Annotated in this window: 13 protein-coding genes; all 13 read left to right on the plus strand. The window is 40.4% G+C overall.

Going from position 1 to position 18,521, the window contains the following annotated elements; all coding sequences use genetic code 11:
* Nucleotides 1-37: 37 nt before the first annotated feature.
* Nucleotides 38-970, plus strand: coding sequence for a translation elongation factor Ts (gene tsf, locus AB5213_RS05660; RefSeq protein WP_044999250.1), 933 nt, complete (start codon nt 38-40; stop codon nt 968-970).
* 380 nt (nt 971-1,350) lie between these two features.
* A complete protein-coding gene (locus AB5213_RS05665; protein WP_215637118.1) occupies nt 1,351-1,536 on the plus strand; it encodes a hypothetical protein in 186 nt (61 codons plus the stop codon).
* A 122-nt stretch (nt 1,537-1,658) separates the two neighbouring features.
* The gene (locus AB5213_RS05670; RefSeq protein ID WP_215637119.1) at nt 1,659-2,363 is read left to right on the plus strand and encodes a hypothetical protein; all 705 of its coding nucleotides are present in this window, start codon (nt 1,659-1,661) and stop codon (nt 2,361-2,363) included.
* Between the two features lie 141 nt (nt 2,364-2,504).
* Nucleotides 2,505-3,332, plus strand: coding sequence for a ParA family protein (locus tag AB5213_RS05675; RefSeq protein WP_064786785.1), 828 nt, complete (start codon nt 2,505-2,507; stop codon nt 3,330-3,332).
* Entirely contained in the window at nt 3,286-4,221 is a 936-nt protein-coding gene (locus tag AB5213_RS05680; RefSeq protein WP_215637121.1) for a ParB/RepB/Spo0J family partition protein, read from the plus strand. The genes AB5213_RS05675 and AB5213_RS05680 overlap by 47 nt, the downstream gene beginning before the upstream one ends.
* A gap of 264 nt (nt 4,222-4,485) precedes the next feature.
* Nucleotides 4,486-7,560 (plus strand): VaFE repeat-containing surface-anchored protein, encoded by a 3,075-nt coding sequence (locus tag AB5213_RS05685; protein ID WP_368276421.1) that lies wholly within the window; start codon nt 4,486-4,488, stop codon nt 7,558-7,560.
* 62 nt (nt 7,561-7,622) lie between these two features.
* Nucleotides 7,623-7,829, plus strand: a complete 207-nt coding sequence (locus AB5213_RS05690; RefSeq protein ID WP_129900414.1) for a hypothetical protein — start codon at nt 7,623-7,625, stop codon at nt 7,827-7,829.
* The gene (locus AB5213_RS05695) at nt 7,826-8,167 is read left to right on the plus strand and encodes an LPD28 domain-containing protein (RefSeq protein ID WP_005340070.1); all 342 of its coding nucleotides are present in this window, start codon (nt 7,826-7,828) and stop codon (nt 8,165-8,167) included. The genes AB5213_RS05690 and AB5213_RS05695 overlap by 4 nt, the downstream gene beginning before the upstream one ends.
* Before the next feature lie 867 nt (nt 8,168-9,034).
* Complete coding sequence (locus AB5213_RS05700) at nt 9,035-9,388, plus strand: TnpV protein (RefSeq protein WP_118364944.1); 354 nt, start codon at nt 9,035-9,037, stop codon at nt 9,386-9,388.
* Nucleotides 9,316-15,237 carry a helicase gene (locus tag AB5213_RS05705; RefSeq protein WP_368276422.1) on the plus strand — a complete coding sequence of 1,974 codons (5,922 nt, stop codon included), beginning with the start codon at nt 9,316-9,318 and terminating at the stop codon, nt 15,235-15,237. Before AB5213_RS05700 ends, AB5213_RS05705 begins: the two co-directional genes overlap by 73 nt.
* A complete protein-coding gene (locus tag AB5213_RS05710; RefSeq protein ID WP_001129922.1) occupies nt 15,218-15,592 on the plus strand; it encodes a TnpV protein in 375 nt (124 codons plus the stop codon). Before AB5213_RS05705 ends, AB5213_RS05710 begins: the two co-directional genes overlap by 20 nt.
* A gap of 366 nt (nt 15,593-15,958) precedes the next feature.
* The gene (tet(O), locus tag AB5213_RS05715) at nt 15,959-17,878 is read left to right on the plus strand and encodes a tetracycline resistance ribosomal protection protein Tet(O) (protein ID WP_002596250.1); all 1,920 of its coding nucleotides are present in this window, start codon (nt 15,959-15,961) and stop codon (nt 17,876-17,878) included.
* Nucleotides 17,879-17,929: 51 nt separating this feature from the next.
* Entirely contained in the window at nt 17,930-18,103 is a 174-nt protein-coding gene (locus AB5213_RS05720) for a cysteine-rich KTR domain-containing protein (RefSeq protein WP_008724758.1), read from the plus strand.
* Nucleotides 18,104-18,521 lie beyond the last annotated feature (418 nt).

Here is an 18,521-nt window from a genome sequence, read left to right on the forward strand (position 1 = left end):
ATCCAAAAGATCATATTGAAAGATGGAGGAAAAAATCATGGCAATCACAGCAAGCATGGTAAAAGAATTAAGAGAAATGACAGGCGCTGGTATGATGGACTGCAAAAAAGCTCTGAACGAATCTAACGGAGATATGGATGCAGCAATCGAATACCTCAGAAAGAACGGCGAAGCTAAGGCTGTTAAGAAAGCCGGACGTATCGCAGCTGAAGGTATTGTTATGGCAGACGTTAAAGAAGATAAGACAGCAGCTATCGTAGAAGTTAACTCTGAGACAGACTTCGTTGCTAAGAACGCTGATTTCCAGGCATTCGTAAAAGCAGTTGTTAATCAGGCACTTACTACAAAAGCTACAGATATGGAAGGATTCATGGCTGAAGCTTGGAACGAAGATGCTTCTAAGACAGTTAACGATGCACTTACAGAAAAGATTTCTGTAATCGGAGAAAAGCTCAGCATCAGAAGATTCGAAAAGATCGTTACAGATGGTTGTGTAGTATCTTACATCCACGGTGGCGGACGTATCGGTGTTCTTGTAGAAGCTGATACAGCAGTTGTTAACGACGCTGTTAAAGAAGCTCTGAAAAACGTAGCTATGCAGGTAGCAGCTTTAAATGCTAAGTATGTAAGCCAGGCAGACGTAGATGCTGATTACATCGCACATGAGAAAGAAATTCTTCTTGCTCAGATCATGAACGACCCGAAAGAATCTCAGAAACCGGAAAAGGTTATCCAGGGAATGATTTCCGGACGTATCAACAAAGAGATGAAGGAAATCTGTCTGTTAGATCAGGTATATGTAAAAGCTGAAGATGGAAAACAGTCTGTAGCTAAATACCTTGACGAAGTTGGAAAAGCTAACGGAACAACTATCACTCTGAAGAAATTCGTTCGTTTTGAGACAGGTGAAGGTCTTGAAAAGAAAAATGAAGATTTTGCAGCTGAAGTTGCAGCTCAGATGAACGCATAATCTTACAGTTCGCATAAGAATTTGAACCGTATCATTATCATGTAAATCAACGAAAAACCTTGAATTTCCTATGAAAATGGGATGATTCAAGGTTTTTTTGCGTATTGGGGAATAAATTTTGACTTATCGTAAATTATCGCTATTTATGCATGGAATTGGGTAAAAGTTGGGGAGTGAGTTGGGGAATTTCAATTCCCCAACTGTCGTATGAAACTTCGCCTCATTCTTCTGAAATAAGTAGGCGAAGATTGCCTGTTTTATTTTGTTGGGGAGTAGTGTAATTACCCAATATTTACCCAACTTTTAACGTATGATAGCGTAAGATTCCCCAACTTTTCATAAACTATCGTGGAAATATTTTCCGATTGATGAAAGGAGAAATGGAGAATATAATAAAAAGAAAAATATTTTCATATGAAAGGAATGAAAGAATGAATAATATATTGATTGGTAATGGATTTGATATCGAAATAGGTGGAGTAAAAGAATGTAGTAATGCGGCTATCATTGAAAGAGTTCATAAAAATATTGAAAAAAAGACTACAAATACCATATTAAAGATATAACGGCTAGTGAGTTAAAGGACGTTATTGAGGGAATAGAAGGAGTTATATTGAAGGACATATTGTCTGGAAAATATAATTCACACTGTGAAACAGAAGAGGAAAGAAGTAATTTAAAAAGATTTGTGGATAATTATGATCCATCTCAGTCGATTGGTATGGAAGATTATTTTTTAATATTGCGGTTATTTCATAAAAAATATGGGGATAGCGAGGAGATGATTCATGCTACAGCAGTTGGTCTGGAAAAATTGTTTTTAGATGCAATTTTTAATGAAGGAGAACTTCAAAAATTGTATATGAATTTATCTGATGAGCGAAAATTGGAATTGCAAAATAGTTTAAATAAATTTGATAATATTTATACAATCAATTATGACTGGAATATTGAAAAAATAACAAATACAAAAGTAAAACATCTTCATGGACAGTTCGATCAGCTTAATCAACAATTTAGAAAAGACACTGCATTGAGTAAGTATGCAAAGATGACTGGGATTGATTATACTGCAAGAGAAGAAGATTTGTATCTGTTTTGTAATGCAATTATGGGATTTAGCGGTAGATTGAAAGAACGGCAGATAAAAATTTTTTCAGGTTTAGAAAACAATGATGAATATTATTACAATGAATTTAAAAATCTAAAAGGAACAATGTCTTTGGCTGGAATGTCACCGAATAATGATGGTCATATTATGAGATTAATTTTTGAAAATAAGAATATTGATAGCGTGATTTTCTATTATCACTCTGAAAAAGATAAAAAAGCTGCGGAAGATTCATATGGAATGAAAGGAATAATTTGCAGACCAGTGTCTGAGATTTGGTAAAAAATAATTTTAATATATATTGTTACATAGCCGATTGATTCAAATTGAAAGTCAGTCGGCTTTTTTCATGCTCATTTTTATACATAGCCAGTTTCGTAAAACAGATTGGCTATTAAATTTTTCAAGGAAGGAGGAAATCATATGACAAAATGTAAAGTAATCGCCCTTGCAAATCAGAAGGGAGGAACAGCCAAGACCACAACAACATTAAATCTGGGAATAGGTCTTGCACATCAGGGACGAAAAGTATTATTGGTCGATGCTGATCCACAGGGAGATTTAACAACTGCATTGGGTTGGATAAATGCAGATAGTCTTCCGATTACATTGGAAACACAAATGAAGAAGATATTACAAGACGAACCGTTTGTGTATAATGAAGGCATTTTGCACCATGAAGAAGGAGTAGACATTATTCCAACCAATATCGAGCTATCGGGCATGGAAATCTCACTAGTAAATGCCATGAGCAGAGAGCAGACTTTAAAGCTGTATCTGTCAGATTTGAAAAAGGATTATGATTATATCCTGATTGATTGTATGCCTAGTTTGGGAATGTTGACTATCAATGCATTAGCTGCCGCAGACAGTGTAATTGTTCCAGTTCAGGCTCATTATCTTCCATTAAAGGGTATGACGCAGTTAATGAAAACAATCGGTAAGGTACAAAGACAGCTAAATCCTAATCTGAAGATTGATGGAGTATTGCTGACACTTGCAGATATGAGGACAAAACTGGCAAGGACAACAGAGGATAGCCTTCGAGAAAATTACGGGAAACATATCCGAATTTTCAAAACGGTTATTCCGGTGGCTATCACAGCGGCAGAAAGCAGTGCAGCAGGACAGAGCATTTATGAGTATGACAAGAATGGAACTGTTGCAAAGGCGTATGCAGAATTTACGAGGGAGGTGATTCAGTGTGGCGAAAAGCAAAGAAATAAACATGAATCTTCCCTCAGCCGATGACCTTTTTACCACGCAGGAAGAAAGAGACCAGAAGAATCAGGAGCATGTGAAAAATATTTCTGTTTATGACATCAGTGATTTTCCGAATCATCCATTTAAAGTAAAAATGGATGACAAAATGGTGGAGACCATTGAAAGTATTCGAGAACATGGTGTATTGGTTCCTGCTCTTGTCAGAGAGAAGCCAACAGGTGGGTATGAAATGATTTCTGGACACCGTAGAAAAATGGCAAGTGAACTGGCAGGGTTAGAAAATATACCTTGTATTGTAAGAAATCTCAGTGATGACGAAGCAGTTATTGTCATGGTTGACAGCAATCTTCAAAGGGAAGAAATATTACCATCAGAAAAAGCATTTGCTTACAAAATGAAGTTAGATGTCATGAAAAGACAGGGACAAAGAACTGATTTAACTTTGTCGCCACTGGCGACAAAGTTGAAAGGGAAACGTTCTGATGAATTATTGGGTGAGGAGGTTGGAGAAAGTAAAGACCAAATCAGAAGATATATTCGATTAACCTACTTAATACCGGAAATTCTTGATATGGTCGATAACAAGAAAATTGCCATGCGTCCGGCGGTGGAGCTGTCTTATTTGCCAAAAGAAGAACAGGAGATATTGTACGATACCATGGAATCGGAAGATTGCACTCCAAGTCATGCACAGGCAATCAAAATCCGCAAATTTTCAGCAGAGGGCAGATTGAATGAAGATGTTTTGTTGTCGATTATGGCAGAGGAAAAGCCAAATCAGGTAGAGCAATGGAAAATCCCTAAGAACCGACTGAAGAAATATTTTCCATCGGGGACTTCACAACAAAAAATGGAAGAAACCATTATCAAAGCACTGGAATTATATCGGAAACGGGAAAAAAGCAGGGAACGATAGGCGTTTTGACACCAAGGGAGAAGTCTATCCGTTGGCGGTCAATGAGAAATCAGTCTTTTTCTGTTTCCCCTCCCCACACCCTACCCCTTTGGTTTACCAGCAGATTACCAGCCGAAAAGACAATAAGGAGCCGGGAACATCTTCTCTTTCGGCAGGTCAGAGATTCCACACCCTGCATGACAGCAGGGAGCAAACAACATAAAGTAACAGCAGGCGTTCCAGAGTGACGTCTTTTTTTGATTGAAAAGAAAGGAATTGTAGAAAATGAAGAAGATATGGAAACGAGTGTGTACAGGGATTCTTGCCCTGACCACGATTTTAACTGCATTACCGATCACATCGGTTCAAGCAGCGGAAACACAGTATTGGACAGAATCCGCAGAGAGAGTTGGACATGTAGAACATTTGATGAATGACGGAACAATTAAAAGCACTTTCAACGAAGGACACATGCGAGTAGAGGGTGAAACTGCCTATTGTGTAGATATTAACACCGGATTCAAAAATGGATATAAGACCAGGCATGATGCAAGTGCCAGTATGAGTGCGGATCAGATTGAAGATGTGGCATTATCGCTTGAGTATATGAAACAGTATGCAGTCAGTCACAGTAACCTGAGTGCAAATCAGGCATATCTTTTAGAACAGTGCCTTGTGTGGCAGCGTTTAAGTGAGCATTTAGGCTGGCAGTGCGATAATGTCCGGGCAGTCTATTCCGAGATTTCACAGGATATTCAGAATGAGGTGTATGCAGGAGCAAAATCATTTGTGAAGGCAAATAAGGGACGATATAAATGTGGCGGTTACATTTACACCGGAGAAGGACAGGATATCGGACAGTTTTGGGCAGAACTGAATGTCGGAAATGCGAAAGTAAAGAAGACAACCGCCAATGAGATTGTCACAAATGGAAATGCGATGTATTCCATTGCGGGAGCAACCTTTGGTATATTCTCAGACCAGAATTGTGGTAATCAGATTGGAACACTTACAACAAACGAAAATGGAGATACAAATGAGGTTGAAGTAACTGCCGGAACTGTTTATATCAAAGAGCTTTCTGCACCGAAGGGATATAAGCTGGATACGACAGTACGCAGTCTGAAAGTTGAAGCCGGAAAAACAGCCGTATTAAATGTTTCAGATATTCCGAAAGTGACAGAAACATTGGTAGACCTGTTCAAGATTGATATGGAGACAGGAAAAGCAACTGCACAGGGAAATGCAGCACTGGCAGGAGCAGAGTTTACCTGGCATTATTATGACGGACTTTATACAAAAGACAACTTACCGGAGAAAGCAACACGTACCTGGGTTACAAAGACGGTAGCAGAAAAAGACAGTGACGGAACCATTCATTATGTGACAAAACTGGCAGATGCCTACAAAGTATCCGGAGATGCATTTTACACTCAGAATGAAAAAAGCGTATTACCACTTGGAACACTGACTGTTGAAGAAACAAAAGCACCAAACGGATATTTACTGGACGGAGCTTATATGCAGGCAGGAGACAGTACAGAACAGATAAAAGGAATGTATCTGACACAGATCACAGAGGACGGAGAACTTGCAGTTCTTTCCGGAAGCAATCAGTATTCCGTATCTGATCAGGTAATCCGAGGTGGGGTGAAGATTCAGAAACGTGATTTAGAGACAAAAGATACCAAAGCACAGGGAAGTGCCACATTAAAAGATACAGCATTTGCAATTATTTCTCTGAACGAGAATCCGGTTCTGGTAGAAGGAAAACTGTACAAGAAGAATGAGACAGTTAAGATGATTCAGACAGGAATTGACGGAATTGCAACAACGACGGCAGATTTACTTCCGTATGGTAAATACAAAATGGAAGAAACCAAAGCACCGGAAGGTTATCTGACTGACGGGGCAAAAGCGATTGAATTTTCGATTACAGAAAATGGAAAAATCGTGGATTTAACAGACGAAAGTCATTCCATTTACAACCAGATTAAACGTGGAGATCTGGAAGGCGTAAAGATTGGAGCAGGTACACATAAGAGACTTGCGAATGTTCCTTTTAAGATTACGAGTAAAACAACCGGAGAGAGCCATATCGTAGTGACAGATAAAAATGGTCAGTTTTCAACCGCTTCCGATTGGGCGTCTCATAAGAAAAATACAAATGCAGGAAAATCCAGTGAGGACGGTATCTGGTTCGGAACTTCTGAGCCGGACGATAGCAAAGGTGCATTGCTTTATGATACTTATGAGATTGAGGAATTATCTTGTGAATCCAATAAAGGCATGAAGCTGATCCCTGCATTTGAAGTTGTTGTCAGCAGAAATAAAGTGAAAATCGACCTTGGAACACTGACCGATGAGTATGAGAAAGAGATTAGCATTCATACAACCGCAACAGACAAGAAAACGGGCGAAAAGATAATTGTTGCAGGAAAGAAAGTAACGATTGTGGATACAGTTACTCTGGACGGTCTGGAAGAAGGAAGAAAGTACCAGTTAAAAGGCTGGCAGATGCTGAAAGAGGAAAATGCTGAACTGCTCATTGATGGAAAGCGTGTGGAAAGTGATTATACTTTTGTTGCTGACAGCGAGAAAATGAAAGTAGAGATTTCTTATACGTTCGATGCATCAGAACTTGGCGGACAGAATCTGGTTACATTTGAAGAATTATATGACCTGAAGAATCCGGAAGAACCTGTAAAAGTTGCAGAGCATAAGGACATTGACGATGAAGGACAGACGGTCCTGATTACAGAGCGAAAGATTTCGATTCATACCACAGCAACTGATAAGAACGGTAAGAAAGAAATCGAAGCCGGAAAAGATCTGACGATTGTAGATATAGTTACTTTAGATGGATTGGAAATCGGTACAAAGTATAAATTGTCTGGTTGGCAGATGGTTAAGGTAGAAAATGCAAAGCTGATTATTGATGGCAAAGAAGTTACCAATGATTATGAATTTATTGCTGATAAGGAAAACATGGAAGTGCAGGTTGAGTTTACTTTCGACGGCAGCACTCTTGGAGGAAAGCAGCTTGTAACTTTTGAAGAACTGTATGATATGACAAATCCGGAAGAACCGAAAAAGGTAACAGAGCATAAGGATATCAACGATGAAGGACAGACCGTAACCATCAAAGAAGTACCGGAAACACCAACCCCAGAGACACCGGGTACTACTACAAAGACAAGCAATCCTCCAAAAACAGGAGACACCGCAAAAGCAGGATTGTGGCTAGCCATTGCTGCATTGTCTGCAATGGGCGTTGGTGGGGTGGCTATCCATGCAAGAAAAAAGAAGAAAGCACCACTGGCGATTGAAGAAAAGAAAGAAGAAAGCGAGGACGAATAAGGATTACAGGGTGGTGAAATACCACCCTCTTACATAGCGAAACAGGCAAGGAGGACAAAAGAATGGTAGTGAACCAGAAAGCGGTAAAAGTTATCAATAAGATATTTGAAGCAGGAATTACAGAGGAAAAAGATATTTCTGCAATGACCTTGGACGAGATTTTGGAAATTCAAGGGATTACGGTTGCAGAGATTGGAATGATCAATGATTTGCAGAAAGCAATCAAAGCCAATAAAGTGATTACTTTTTTGGGAGGTGGAGCAGTATGAGATATGACGTTATGAATGAGTATTATACGGAAATCCGTTTGTTTGGAAAACCTGCATTATTTAACGATATGCGTTTGGATCAGGAGACAGTTCCGAAAGGGTTATATTTATATGAAGTCAGATATGATGATGAAACGTGGGAACCAGTCCAGATTGCAAAAGGCATTTTAGCGAATCATTTGGGTTCGGTTCTTACACGCGAACGGTTAAAAATACCAGCGAATGGTTATCTTGACCTGGAAGCGAAAACGGACTGGAAATATAAAGATAAGGGGTGCCGGACAGTGCAGGAGTTTTTAGAAAAATATCCAATCAGACAAAAAGAAAGAGAACGATAGGAGGAAGGTACGTGGTAAAGAAATTTGATGTCATTACAAAACTGTATGAGGAAGCAACGCAGGAAGTGACAGAGTCACCGGAAAAGTGGATAGCCTTTCTTCAGTCAGCCAGTAAAAATTACCGATTGCCATTTGATGAACAGCTTTTGATTCATGTGCAGCGTCCAGAAGCAACCGCAGTACTTCCTATGGAAAAATGGAATGAAAAGTTTGGACGGTGGGTAAAACGGGATTCTAAAGGAATTGCTGTATTTGATAAGAGTTCCGATAGATTAAAGTTAAAATATTATTTTGATGTATCCGATACCAGAGAAGGAAAGTATAAGCGTCTGGTGCGTCCGGTCTCTTTGTGGAGTGTGGCAGAAGAACAACAGGAACCAGTAAAAGAAGCCTTGGTAAATACATTTGGCGTGACGGACGGAGACAGAAAAGAGTTTGCGATGGTGATTCTGGAAGCGTCTCTGAATATTGCAGAGGATAACATTGGAGATTATCTTCCGGATATCCTACTTGCGACAAAGGATAGTCCGTTAGAAGAAATTGATGAGTTTAATATCCGGTTGAAAATGAAACAACTGCTTGCAAACAGCATTTCTTATATGCTTTTTTTGCGTTGTGGAATTGAACCGGACATTTATCTGGAGACAAGGGACTTTCAAAATATTCGGGACTTTCATACAAAGGAGTTAGTCAATCTCTTTGGCGTGGCTGCGAGTGATATGTCAGAAATGGCATTAGGAGAAGTTGCGGACACAATACGAAAGTTAAAGATACAGGAACGGAAGCAACGCACATTTGTTGAACAGAAAACAACAGATTATAATGTGGATAACAAACAGGAAATCGCAACAGAAAGGGGACAGGACAATGGCAGCAATCACATACAGCAGACAGGGAGATTATCTCCTGCCGAATCTTACAATTCCAGAGGAAGAGGAAGTTCACCTTGGGAAGTACGCATATCTCCGAAATCAATATCTGATGAAGAATCGGTACGGAATGTATCTGAACCTTCTGACAGCAGGAACCTTGAATCAGCATCTGCTTCAGACGGAGGAAGAAGCACAGATGAGAATGGAAACACTTATCCAGCAGATGGCAGAGAAAGAGGGAGTGACGGAGGAATTGAAAGCCAGAGATCAGATGGAGTGGATCGGGCGAATGAACAATATCCGGCAGAGAGCACAGGAAATCGTGAGGAACGAAATTCTGGAGAATTAAAATGGCATGACAGGAGCAGTGAAGATCATGAAATCGCATTTTTATCAAATGACGAAATCATCAAATCACTGCTCCTTTTTGCACCACACTTAAAAGCAACCAATGCGGAAATAAGTGATTTTTATGAGAGCCATGAGGAACGAAAAGCCCAGATGGAATATGTGAAATCACTTTTTCCAACGGGCGTGACAGAGTATACACTGGAAAATGGCGATGCAGTAGGATTCGATAAGTATGAAAATGTGCTGCATATATGGCGAGGAACATATGAGAATCGAATAGAGCAGGGATATTATGACTGGCATGTAATTGCGGGGTATTATGACGGAATGCGTGTCCTGGGCGAATTGAAGGATAGTAGAGAAACACTTTTGAGTGTTGATGGACAGCTTCAGTTAATTGATGACAGAGCGGTAGAAGATGTTTCTACTTTTTCTTTTACGCAGGAAATTATTGACCGAGCACTTCAAAGTGGTTCAAGCTTTTCACAAGGGAAGTATCGTATTTACTGTTATTTTAAACAGGGACACAGTATGGAAGATACGGTGAAGTTCCTGAAAAATGAATATGGAGTCGGGGGAAGGTCTTCCATCTTGACTGGAACTGGTATCGGTGAAGAACATGATGGAAAAGGACTGAAACTGCACCGGGGATATGGGGAAGATTCTCCTAAAATACTGCTGAAATGGAATGCGGTTGCAAAAAGGATTGGAGAATTGATTGACGTAGGAAGGTATCTTTCCAAGCGTGAACTGGAAGGAATCCCTGACTATGAGAGAAGAGTGCTTGCAGGGGAAATCTATCATTTCTATTATAACTGTCCAGAGAATGTTATGCGTCCGTATCCGGCAGGAACGGATTATTATGAAGCGGTAAAATTACTGCTTCCACAGTTGGAAGAACCTGAACGGGTAACAGAATTAGTTTCACAGATGTCTGAGGTTTTGGCGGATACTGCTGATTTTGATACAAGATATGCTGATATGCAAAAGGCGTATCAAGATATTTTGGATTATCAGCATGGAAGATATAGTCTTACCACACCGATTATAGACGAAAATATAATAGGAACAGAATCCCATCCGTTTGTTACCCAAGTGGAACATCCAACACGTTCAAATGAAGTGGTGACAGAATCGGGAAATGGTCTGGAAGATTATGATATTTCTGTAGATTCTGTTGTTACGATAGGAATGAAAGATTATGAGATTGAGTTCCTGTCAGAAGAAAGAGTGGTGCTTCGGGATCAACAGTATCCGATTTTTACCGAAGAACTATCCAGAGAAGAATTTGACCGTAAGATACGTGAGAATCCGGCAAATGACCATTTGAAACTCAAACGGCCATTGCCGGAATTACCAGCCGAAGAAGAAAAAGAGGCACAGCCGACAGACGTTCCGGCAGAAGAGATAGAGACTGAGCTGAGTATTCCAGAGCAGAATTATCAGTTTGTGATGAAGCTGGCAGGAGAGGTTTTACGGGGAGAAGTAGATTCCAAAACCTTTGAAGCAGGGGCAGGATTCATGCCCCTTACGATTGAGCAGATTGGTGATAACTATATTGCAATTTCTCATTACTATGAGCAAAACGGAGATGCCATGGCAGATCCGGATATGGAATTTGCTTATGATAATGACAGGAAAACGCTTCAGGCAAGAACTTATCAGCAGGACGCATTACAAAGATACGATGAAGTTTATGGCGATGACGGATATAATGAGGAGCTGGAAGAAGAACTGAATCTATTTGCACATGAGTGGTTCCAGACAATCGAGAAACAGGGATATGTTCCGGTACAGGAAGCAGCAGAATTGGAAGCAGGCGAATTACCAGCCGAAGAAGAAAATACTTTGGAATTAGCCCCTTCCTGGGAACAGGGCGAACCTGCAAAGAAAGCGCAGAGCTACGATTTGTATCCGGAAGTTTCCGGGCAGAACAGACATCAGTATCAGATTATGGAGGAAGTGCCGGAGTATGGCTCAGCCAAAGAAAAGTTCAGGGCAAATATTGCAGCGATTCAACTTCTGAAGAAATGTGAAAACGAACATCGTTATGCAACACCGGAAGAACAGGAAATACTGGCAAAATATGTTGGTTGGGGCGGTCTTTCAGATGCATTTGATCCAAAGAAATCCGCATGGGCAGCCGAGTATCTGGAATTGCAGACTGTATTAAGTGAAGAAGAATACGAATCTGCAAGAGAATCAACGCTGACAGCGTTCTATACTCCGCCGATTGTAATCAAGAGTATGTATCAGGCACTGGAAAACATGGGACTAAAGAGTGGAAATATTCTGGAACCAAGTTGTGGTGTCGGTAACTTTATCGGTATGAAACCAGAATCTCTTTCGGACTGTAAGATGTATGGTGTGGAATTGGATTCTGTTTCAGGAAGAATTGCTGCACAACTTTATCAGAAATCCAAGATAGCGGTTGAGGGTTATGAGAAAGTAAATCTTCCAGACAGTTTTTTCGATGTTGCAATCGGCAATGTACCGTTTGGGGAGTTTAAAGTATTTGACAGCAGATATGACAGGTACAATTTCTTCATTCACGATTATTTCTTTGCGAAAACATTGGACAAGGTAAGACCGGGCGGTGTGATTGCATTTATTACTTCATCAGGAACCATGGATAAGAAGAATCCATATGTCAGAAGATACCTGGCACAGAGAGCAGAGCTGATCGGTGCAATCCGTCTGCCGAATGATACCTTTACCAAAAACGCAGGAACGAAAGTAACATCGGATATTTTATTCCTTCAGAAGCGTGACCATATGACACTGGAGGAACCGGACTGGGTATATCTGGATTATGATGACAACGGCATTGAACAGAACCGCTATTATGTACAGCACCCGGAAATGATACTGGGAGAAATGGTTATGGAATCCGGTCCGTATGGCATGAGAAGTACTTGCAGACCGTATGAGGGCAGAGAACTGTCAGAACTTCTTTCAGTTGCAGTTGAAGCGTTAAAGGGTACGATTGAAGAAGTAGAAATGGAAGAACTGGTGGAGGAAGAAGACCGTACGATTCCTGCAGATCCATCGGTGAGCAATTATTCTTACACATTGGTAGATGGAAAGATTTACTATCGGGAAAACAGTCGTATGAAGCCGGTAACACTTCCGGTGACTGGAGTAAATCGTGTGAAAGGTATGATTGCAATCCGGGATTGTGCAAGAGAACTGATCCGGTATCAGACAGAAGGATATTCTGATGCAGTAATCGAAGGACAACAGAAGGAATTAAACCGTCTGTATGATCTCTTCCGCAGTAAATACGGACTGTTAAATGATTGTGCCAATATGCGTGTATTTGCAGACGATAATAGTTATCCATTGCTGAGTTCACTGGAGATTCTTGCAGAAGACGGAACACTGGAACGGAAAGCGGATATGTTTTCTAAGCGGACAATCAAAGCACATAAGGTAGTGAACAGTGTGGATACTGCCAGTGAAGCATTGTCAATTTCTCTTGCAGAAAAAGCAAAAGTGGATATGCCTTTCATGGCGAAACTGACCGGGAAAACAGAAGAAGAACTGGAACAGGAGTTGTCCGGCGTTGTTTTTCGTTTACCGGAAAGTGATACAGAGAATCCAAAGTATGTTTCCGAAGACGAATATTTGTCAGGGAATGTAAGAGAGAAGTTGAAAGTGGCAGAACTTGCGGCACAGGCAGATGTAAGGTATCAGGTCAATGTAACTGCTTTGCAAAAAGTACAGCCAAAGGATTTAAGTGCTTCAGAAATCAATATCCGACTGGGGGCAACGTGGCTTCCGGAGAGTGATGTTGAAGATTTTATGTTCCAGTTATTGAATACGCCCAATTATATGCAGTGGAAAATAAAAGTACATTTTTCTAAATATACGGGAGAATGGCAGGTAGAGGGAAGAAGTCTGGATAAGGGGAATGTAAAGGCAAACAATACCTATGGAACAACAAGAGTCAGTGCGTATCGGATTATTGAAGATACCTTGAATCTAAGAGACGTTCGGATTTACGATTATGTGGAGGACGATGACGGAAAGAAAAAAGCTGTTCTAAATAAGAAAGAAACTGCCATAGCACAGGGAAAACAAGATCTGATCAAGCAGGCATTTCAGGATTGGATTTGGAAAGAACCGGAGCGCAGGCAGAGACTTACTGATTATTACAATGAAAATTTCAATGCAATCCGACCAAGGGAATATGATGGAAGTCATCTGAACTTTTATGGAATGAATCCGGAAATCCGGCTACGGGAACATCAGAAAAATGGTGTTGCAAGAATCCTGTACGGCGGGAACACGCTGCTTGCCTATGTAGTTGGAGCAGGAAAGACGTATACGATGGTTGCGGCTGCAATGGAGAGTAAACGACTGGGACTTTGCCATAAGTCTATGATTGTTGTACCGAACCACATCATTGAGCAGTTTGCAGCCGAGTGGCTACAGCTTTATCCGGCAGCAAATTTACTGGTAGCTACCAAGAAAGATTTTGAGACAAAAAACAGAAAACGGTTCTGTGCCAGAATTGCTACCAGTGATGTAGATGCGGTGATTATCGGGCATAGTCAATTCGAGAAAATTCCGCTAAGCATTGAGCGTCAGCAAAAGACAATCCGCAGTCAGATTGAGGAACTTGTGCAGGGAATTACAGAGGAAAAAGCAAGGAATGGAAACAAATTTACAATCAAGCAGTTGGAAAAGACGAAGAAGTCATTGCTTGTGCGACTGGAAAAACTGAATGACCAGAGTAAAAAAGACCAGGTGATCAACTTTGAAGAATTGGGAATTGACCGCTTATTTGTTGATGAAGCGGATGGATACAAGAATTTGTATCTATATACGAAAATGAGAAATGTAGCAGGCATTGCCCAGACAGAAGCGTTGAAGTCCTCTGATATGTTTATGAAATGCCAGTACCTTGACGAACTGACTGGAGGAAAAGGTGTGGTATTCGCTACAGGAACACCAGTCAGCAACAGTATGGTGGAACTATATACCATGCAGAGATACTTGCAGCATCATACATTGGTGGAGCATAACCTACAGCATTTTGACGCATGGGCATCAACTTTCGGAGAAACAGTGACAGCAATCGAGCTTGCCCCGGAAGGGACAGGCTACCGTCTAAAAACGAGATTCGCAAAGTTTTATAATCTTCCGGAGCTTATGCAGATGTTTCGGGAGGTGGCAGATATTCAGACTGCTGACATGTTGAATCTTCCAGTACCGGAAGTAGAGTACCGGGTTGTATCTGTAAAACCAAGTGAAATGCAGCGTGACATGGTTGCAGAACTGGGAGAACGTGCGGAGCGTGTAAGGGATGGAATGGTCAATGCCACTGAAGATAACATGCTGCTGATTACCAATGACGGAAGAAAACTGGCTCTGGATCAGCGAATGATGAATGAATTGTTACCGGATTATCCAGAGAGTAAAGTCAATGCGTGTGTAGAGGAAGTCTATAACTTCTGGGAGCAGGGGCAGGAAAAGAGATTGACGCAGTTGGTATTTTGTGATTTATCTACCCCGAAAACAGATGGAAGTTTCAGTGTTTATAACGATGTAAGGGATAAGTTGATTGCCAAAGGGATTCCGCCGGAGGAGATTGCATTTATTCATGATGCTAATACCGAAGTACGAAAAAAAGAATTATTTTCAAAAGTAAGAAGAGGTGCTGTCCGTATTTTAATGGGCAGCACTTTTAAAATGGGAGCCGGTACGAATGTGCAGGATTTGATTATTGCAAGCCATGACCTGGACTGTCCATGGCGTCCGAGAGATGTAGGACGGATTTTGCGGACATTCAAAATAAAAAAGAATGTGGAGGTAACAGACAATGGCAAAATCATTATTTGAGGAACTGGGCGGCAAATACGAAAGGCAAGGGGATTATTTGATACCGTGCTTAACTGTACCCGCCGAAGAAGAACAGGCAATAGGCATCTGGGGGCAACGGCATTTAGATTATCTAAAACAGTACCGTAAAGTTACATACACCAATCTTCTTACAAGCGGCAGGCTAAACGCCTACCTTGCCGACATCAACAGACAGGCACAGGAACGCTTTGAAAGGCTCATAGAGGGTATGAAACAGGCACAGGGCATAACGGAACAGCTAAAGGCAGAAAACGCCTTAGAATGGACAGGATGCCTCAATAACATAAGGGCTTGTGCGAGGGAGATTGTGGAAAAGGAAATTATTTTTGCATAAACAGATGATTAGTGGCAGGGGGAAATCCTGCCGCTTTTTCTGCTTTAGTTTGTCAGCTTGACAAATAAAGGGTTAAGGAATATAATTAGATTCAGTATTATACAAGGAGTTAATAAATATGCGGCAAGGTATTCTTAAATAAACTGTCAATTTGATAGTGGGAACAAAAAGTAGCAGTCTCGTTTCACTTTTAATATGGGGCTTAGTTTTTTGTACCCAGTTTAAGAATACTTTTATCATGTAATTTTATATGCCCGAAAACATATAAGTGTTTTGGGGCTATTGGAGTTATTTACCCAGTGATAGGAGTATTTATCACTGGGTATTTTTATGCCCTTTTTTGGGTGTTGATAGGAGGAAAATCACATGAAAATAATTAACTTAGGCATTCTGGCTCACGTTGACGCAGGAAAGACAACATTAACGGAAAGTTTATTGTATACCAGTGGTGCAATTGCAGAACTAGGGAGCGTAGATGAAGGCACAACAAGGACAGATACAATGAATTTGGAGCGTCAAAGGGGAATCACTATCCAGACAGCAGTGACATCTTTTCAGTGGGAGGATGTAAAAGTCAACATTATAGATACGCCAGGCCATATGGATTTTTTGGCGGAAGTATACCGTTCTTTATCCGTATTAGACGGAGCAGTATTATTAGTTTCTGCAAAGGATGGCATACAGGCACAGACCCGTATACTGTTTCATGCACTACAGACAATGAAGATTCCGACAATTTTTTTCATCAATAAAATTGACCAAGAGGGGATTGATTTGCCAATGGTATATCGAGAAATGAAAGCAAAGCTTTCTTCGGAAATTATAGTGAAGCAAAAGGTTGGGCAGCATCCCCATATAAATGTAACGGACAATGACGATATGGAACAGTGGGATGCGGTAATTATGGGAAACGATGAACTATTAGAGAAATATATGTCAGGGAAACCGTTTAAAATGTCAGAACTGGAACAGGAAGAAAACAGGAGATTCCAAAACGGAACGTTATTTCCCGTTTATCACGGAAGCGCTAAAAACAATCTGGGGATTCGGCAGCTTATAGAAGTGATTGCCAGTAAATTTTATTCATCAACGCCTGAAGGTCAATCTGAACTATGCGGGCAGGTTTTTAAGATTGAATATTCAGAGAAAAGGCGGCGTTTTGTTTATGTGCGTATATATAGCGGAACATTGCATTTGAGGGATGTTATTAGAATATCTGAAAAAGAGAAAATAAAAATCACAGAGATGTGTGTTCCGACAAACGGTGAATTATATTCATCCGATACAGCCTGCTCTGGTGATATTGTAATTTTACCAAATGATGTTTTGCAGCTAAACAGTATTTTGGGGAACGGAATACTGTTGCCGCAGAGAAAATTTATTGAAAATCCTCTCCCTATGCTCCAAACAACGATTGCAGTAAAGAAATCTGAACAGCGGGAAATATTGCTTGGGGCACTTACAGAAATTTCAGATGGCGACCCTCTTTTAAAATATTATGTGGATACTACAACGCATGAGATTATACTTTCTTTTTTGGGGAAAGTGCAGATGGAAGTCATTTGTGCCATCCTTGAGGAAAAATATCATGTGGAGGCAGAAATAAAAGAGCCTACTGTTATATATATGGAAAGACCGCTTAGAAAAGCAGAATATACCATCCACATAGAAGTCCCGCCAAATCCTTTCTGGGCTTCTGTCGGGTTGTCCATAGAGCCGCTCCCTATTGGAAGCGGAGTGCAGTATGAAAGCAGAGTTTCACTTGGATATTTAAATCAATCGTTCCAAAATGCGGTTATGGAGGGGGTTCTTTATGGCTGCGAGCAGGGGCTGTATGGATGGAAAGTGACAGACTGTAAAATCTGTTTTGAATATGGATTGTATTATAGTCCTGTAAGTACCCCCGCAGACTTTCGGCTGCTTTCCCCTATCGTATTGGAGCAGGCTTTAAAAAAAGCAGGGACAGAACTATTAGAGCCATATCTCCACTTTGAAATTTATGCACCGCAGGAATATCTCTCACGGGCGTATCATGATGCTCCAAGGTATTGTGCAGATATTGTAAGTACTCAGATAAAGAATGACGAGGTCATTCTGAAAGGAGAAATCCCTGCTAGATGTATTCAAGAATACAGGAACGATTTAACTTATTTCACAAATGGGCAGGGAGTCTGCTTGACAGAGTTAAAAGGATACCAGCCAGCTATTGGTAAATTTATTTGCCAACCCCGCCGCCCGAATAGCCGTATAGATAAGGTTCGGCATATGTTCCACAAGTTAGCTTAACAGCTTGCAAAAGTCATATAAAATGAGATTTGAAAGGATTAGAGACTAATTATGATGAAATGCGAATGGATATTGTGTCCTGTTTGTGGGAACAAAACCCGTAATAAAATTAGGAAGGACACTGTTTTGGAGAATTATCCCCTTTATTGTCCAAAATGCAGACAAGAAAGATTGATTAAAGTTGACAACTTGAAGATAACTGTCATCAAAGAGCCAGACGCTTAAGACGCAGAGCCGATGAAATTGTGGAACAATTCACGAATCATCGGCTCTTTTTGTTTCGTATTTGAAAGAACAAACTCACCAAATAAAAAAAACGATATTCGGGTGGGTTATTTTGTTATACCCTAAATTACCCTCTGAATTTGTTTTTAAATTTGGAGGGATTTTTTTATGTCCTTTTTTCGGGCAGTTATCTATCTGCTCATACGAAGCAAAATTTATCAATACATAGCATATCAGAGAACGGCAGGAAACCAGTTAAAAAAATTTCTGCCTATGCAACGGCACTTCCTGCCTTGAATGTAGAAGTACAATCTCCATACAACAGAATTAATATTTCCCATAGGGGATGTGAAAAAACTCGATTGAGTTTTTTTACATCTCCCTTTTTGTACCTGTTGTGTATAAATGACTGAAATCA

It is taken from the genome of Coprococcus sp. RTP21204st1_G4_RTP21204_210225 (assembly GCF_040915385.1).
In the GTDB taxonomy this organism is placed as follows: Bacteria; Bacillota; Clostridia; order Lachnospirales; family Lachnospiraceae; genus Allocoprococcus; species Allocoprococcus comes.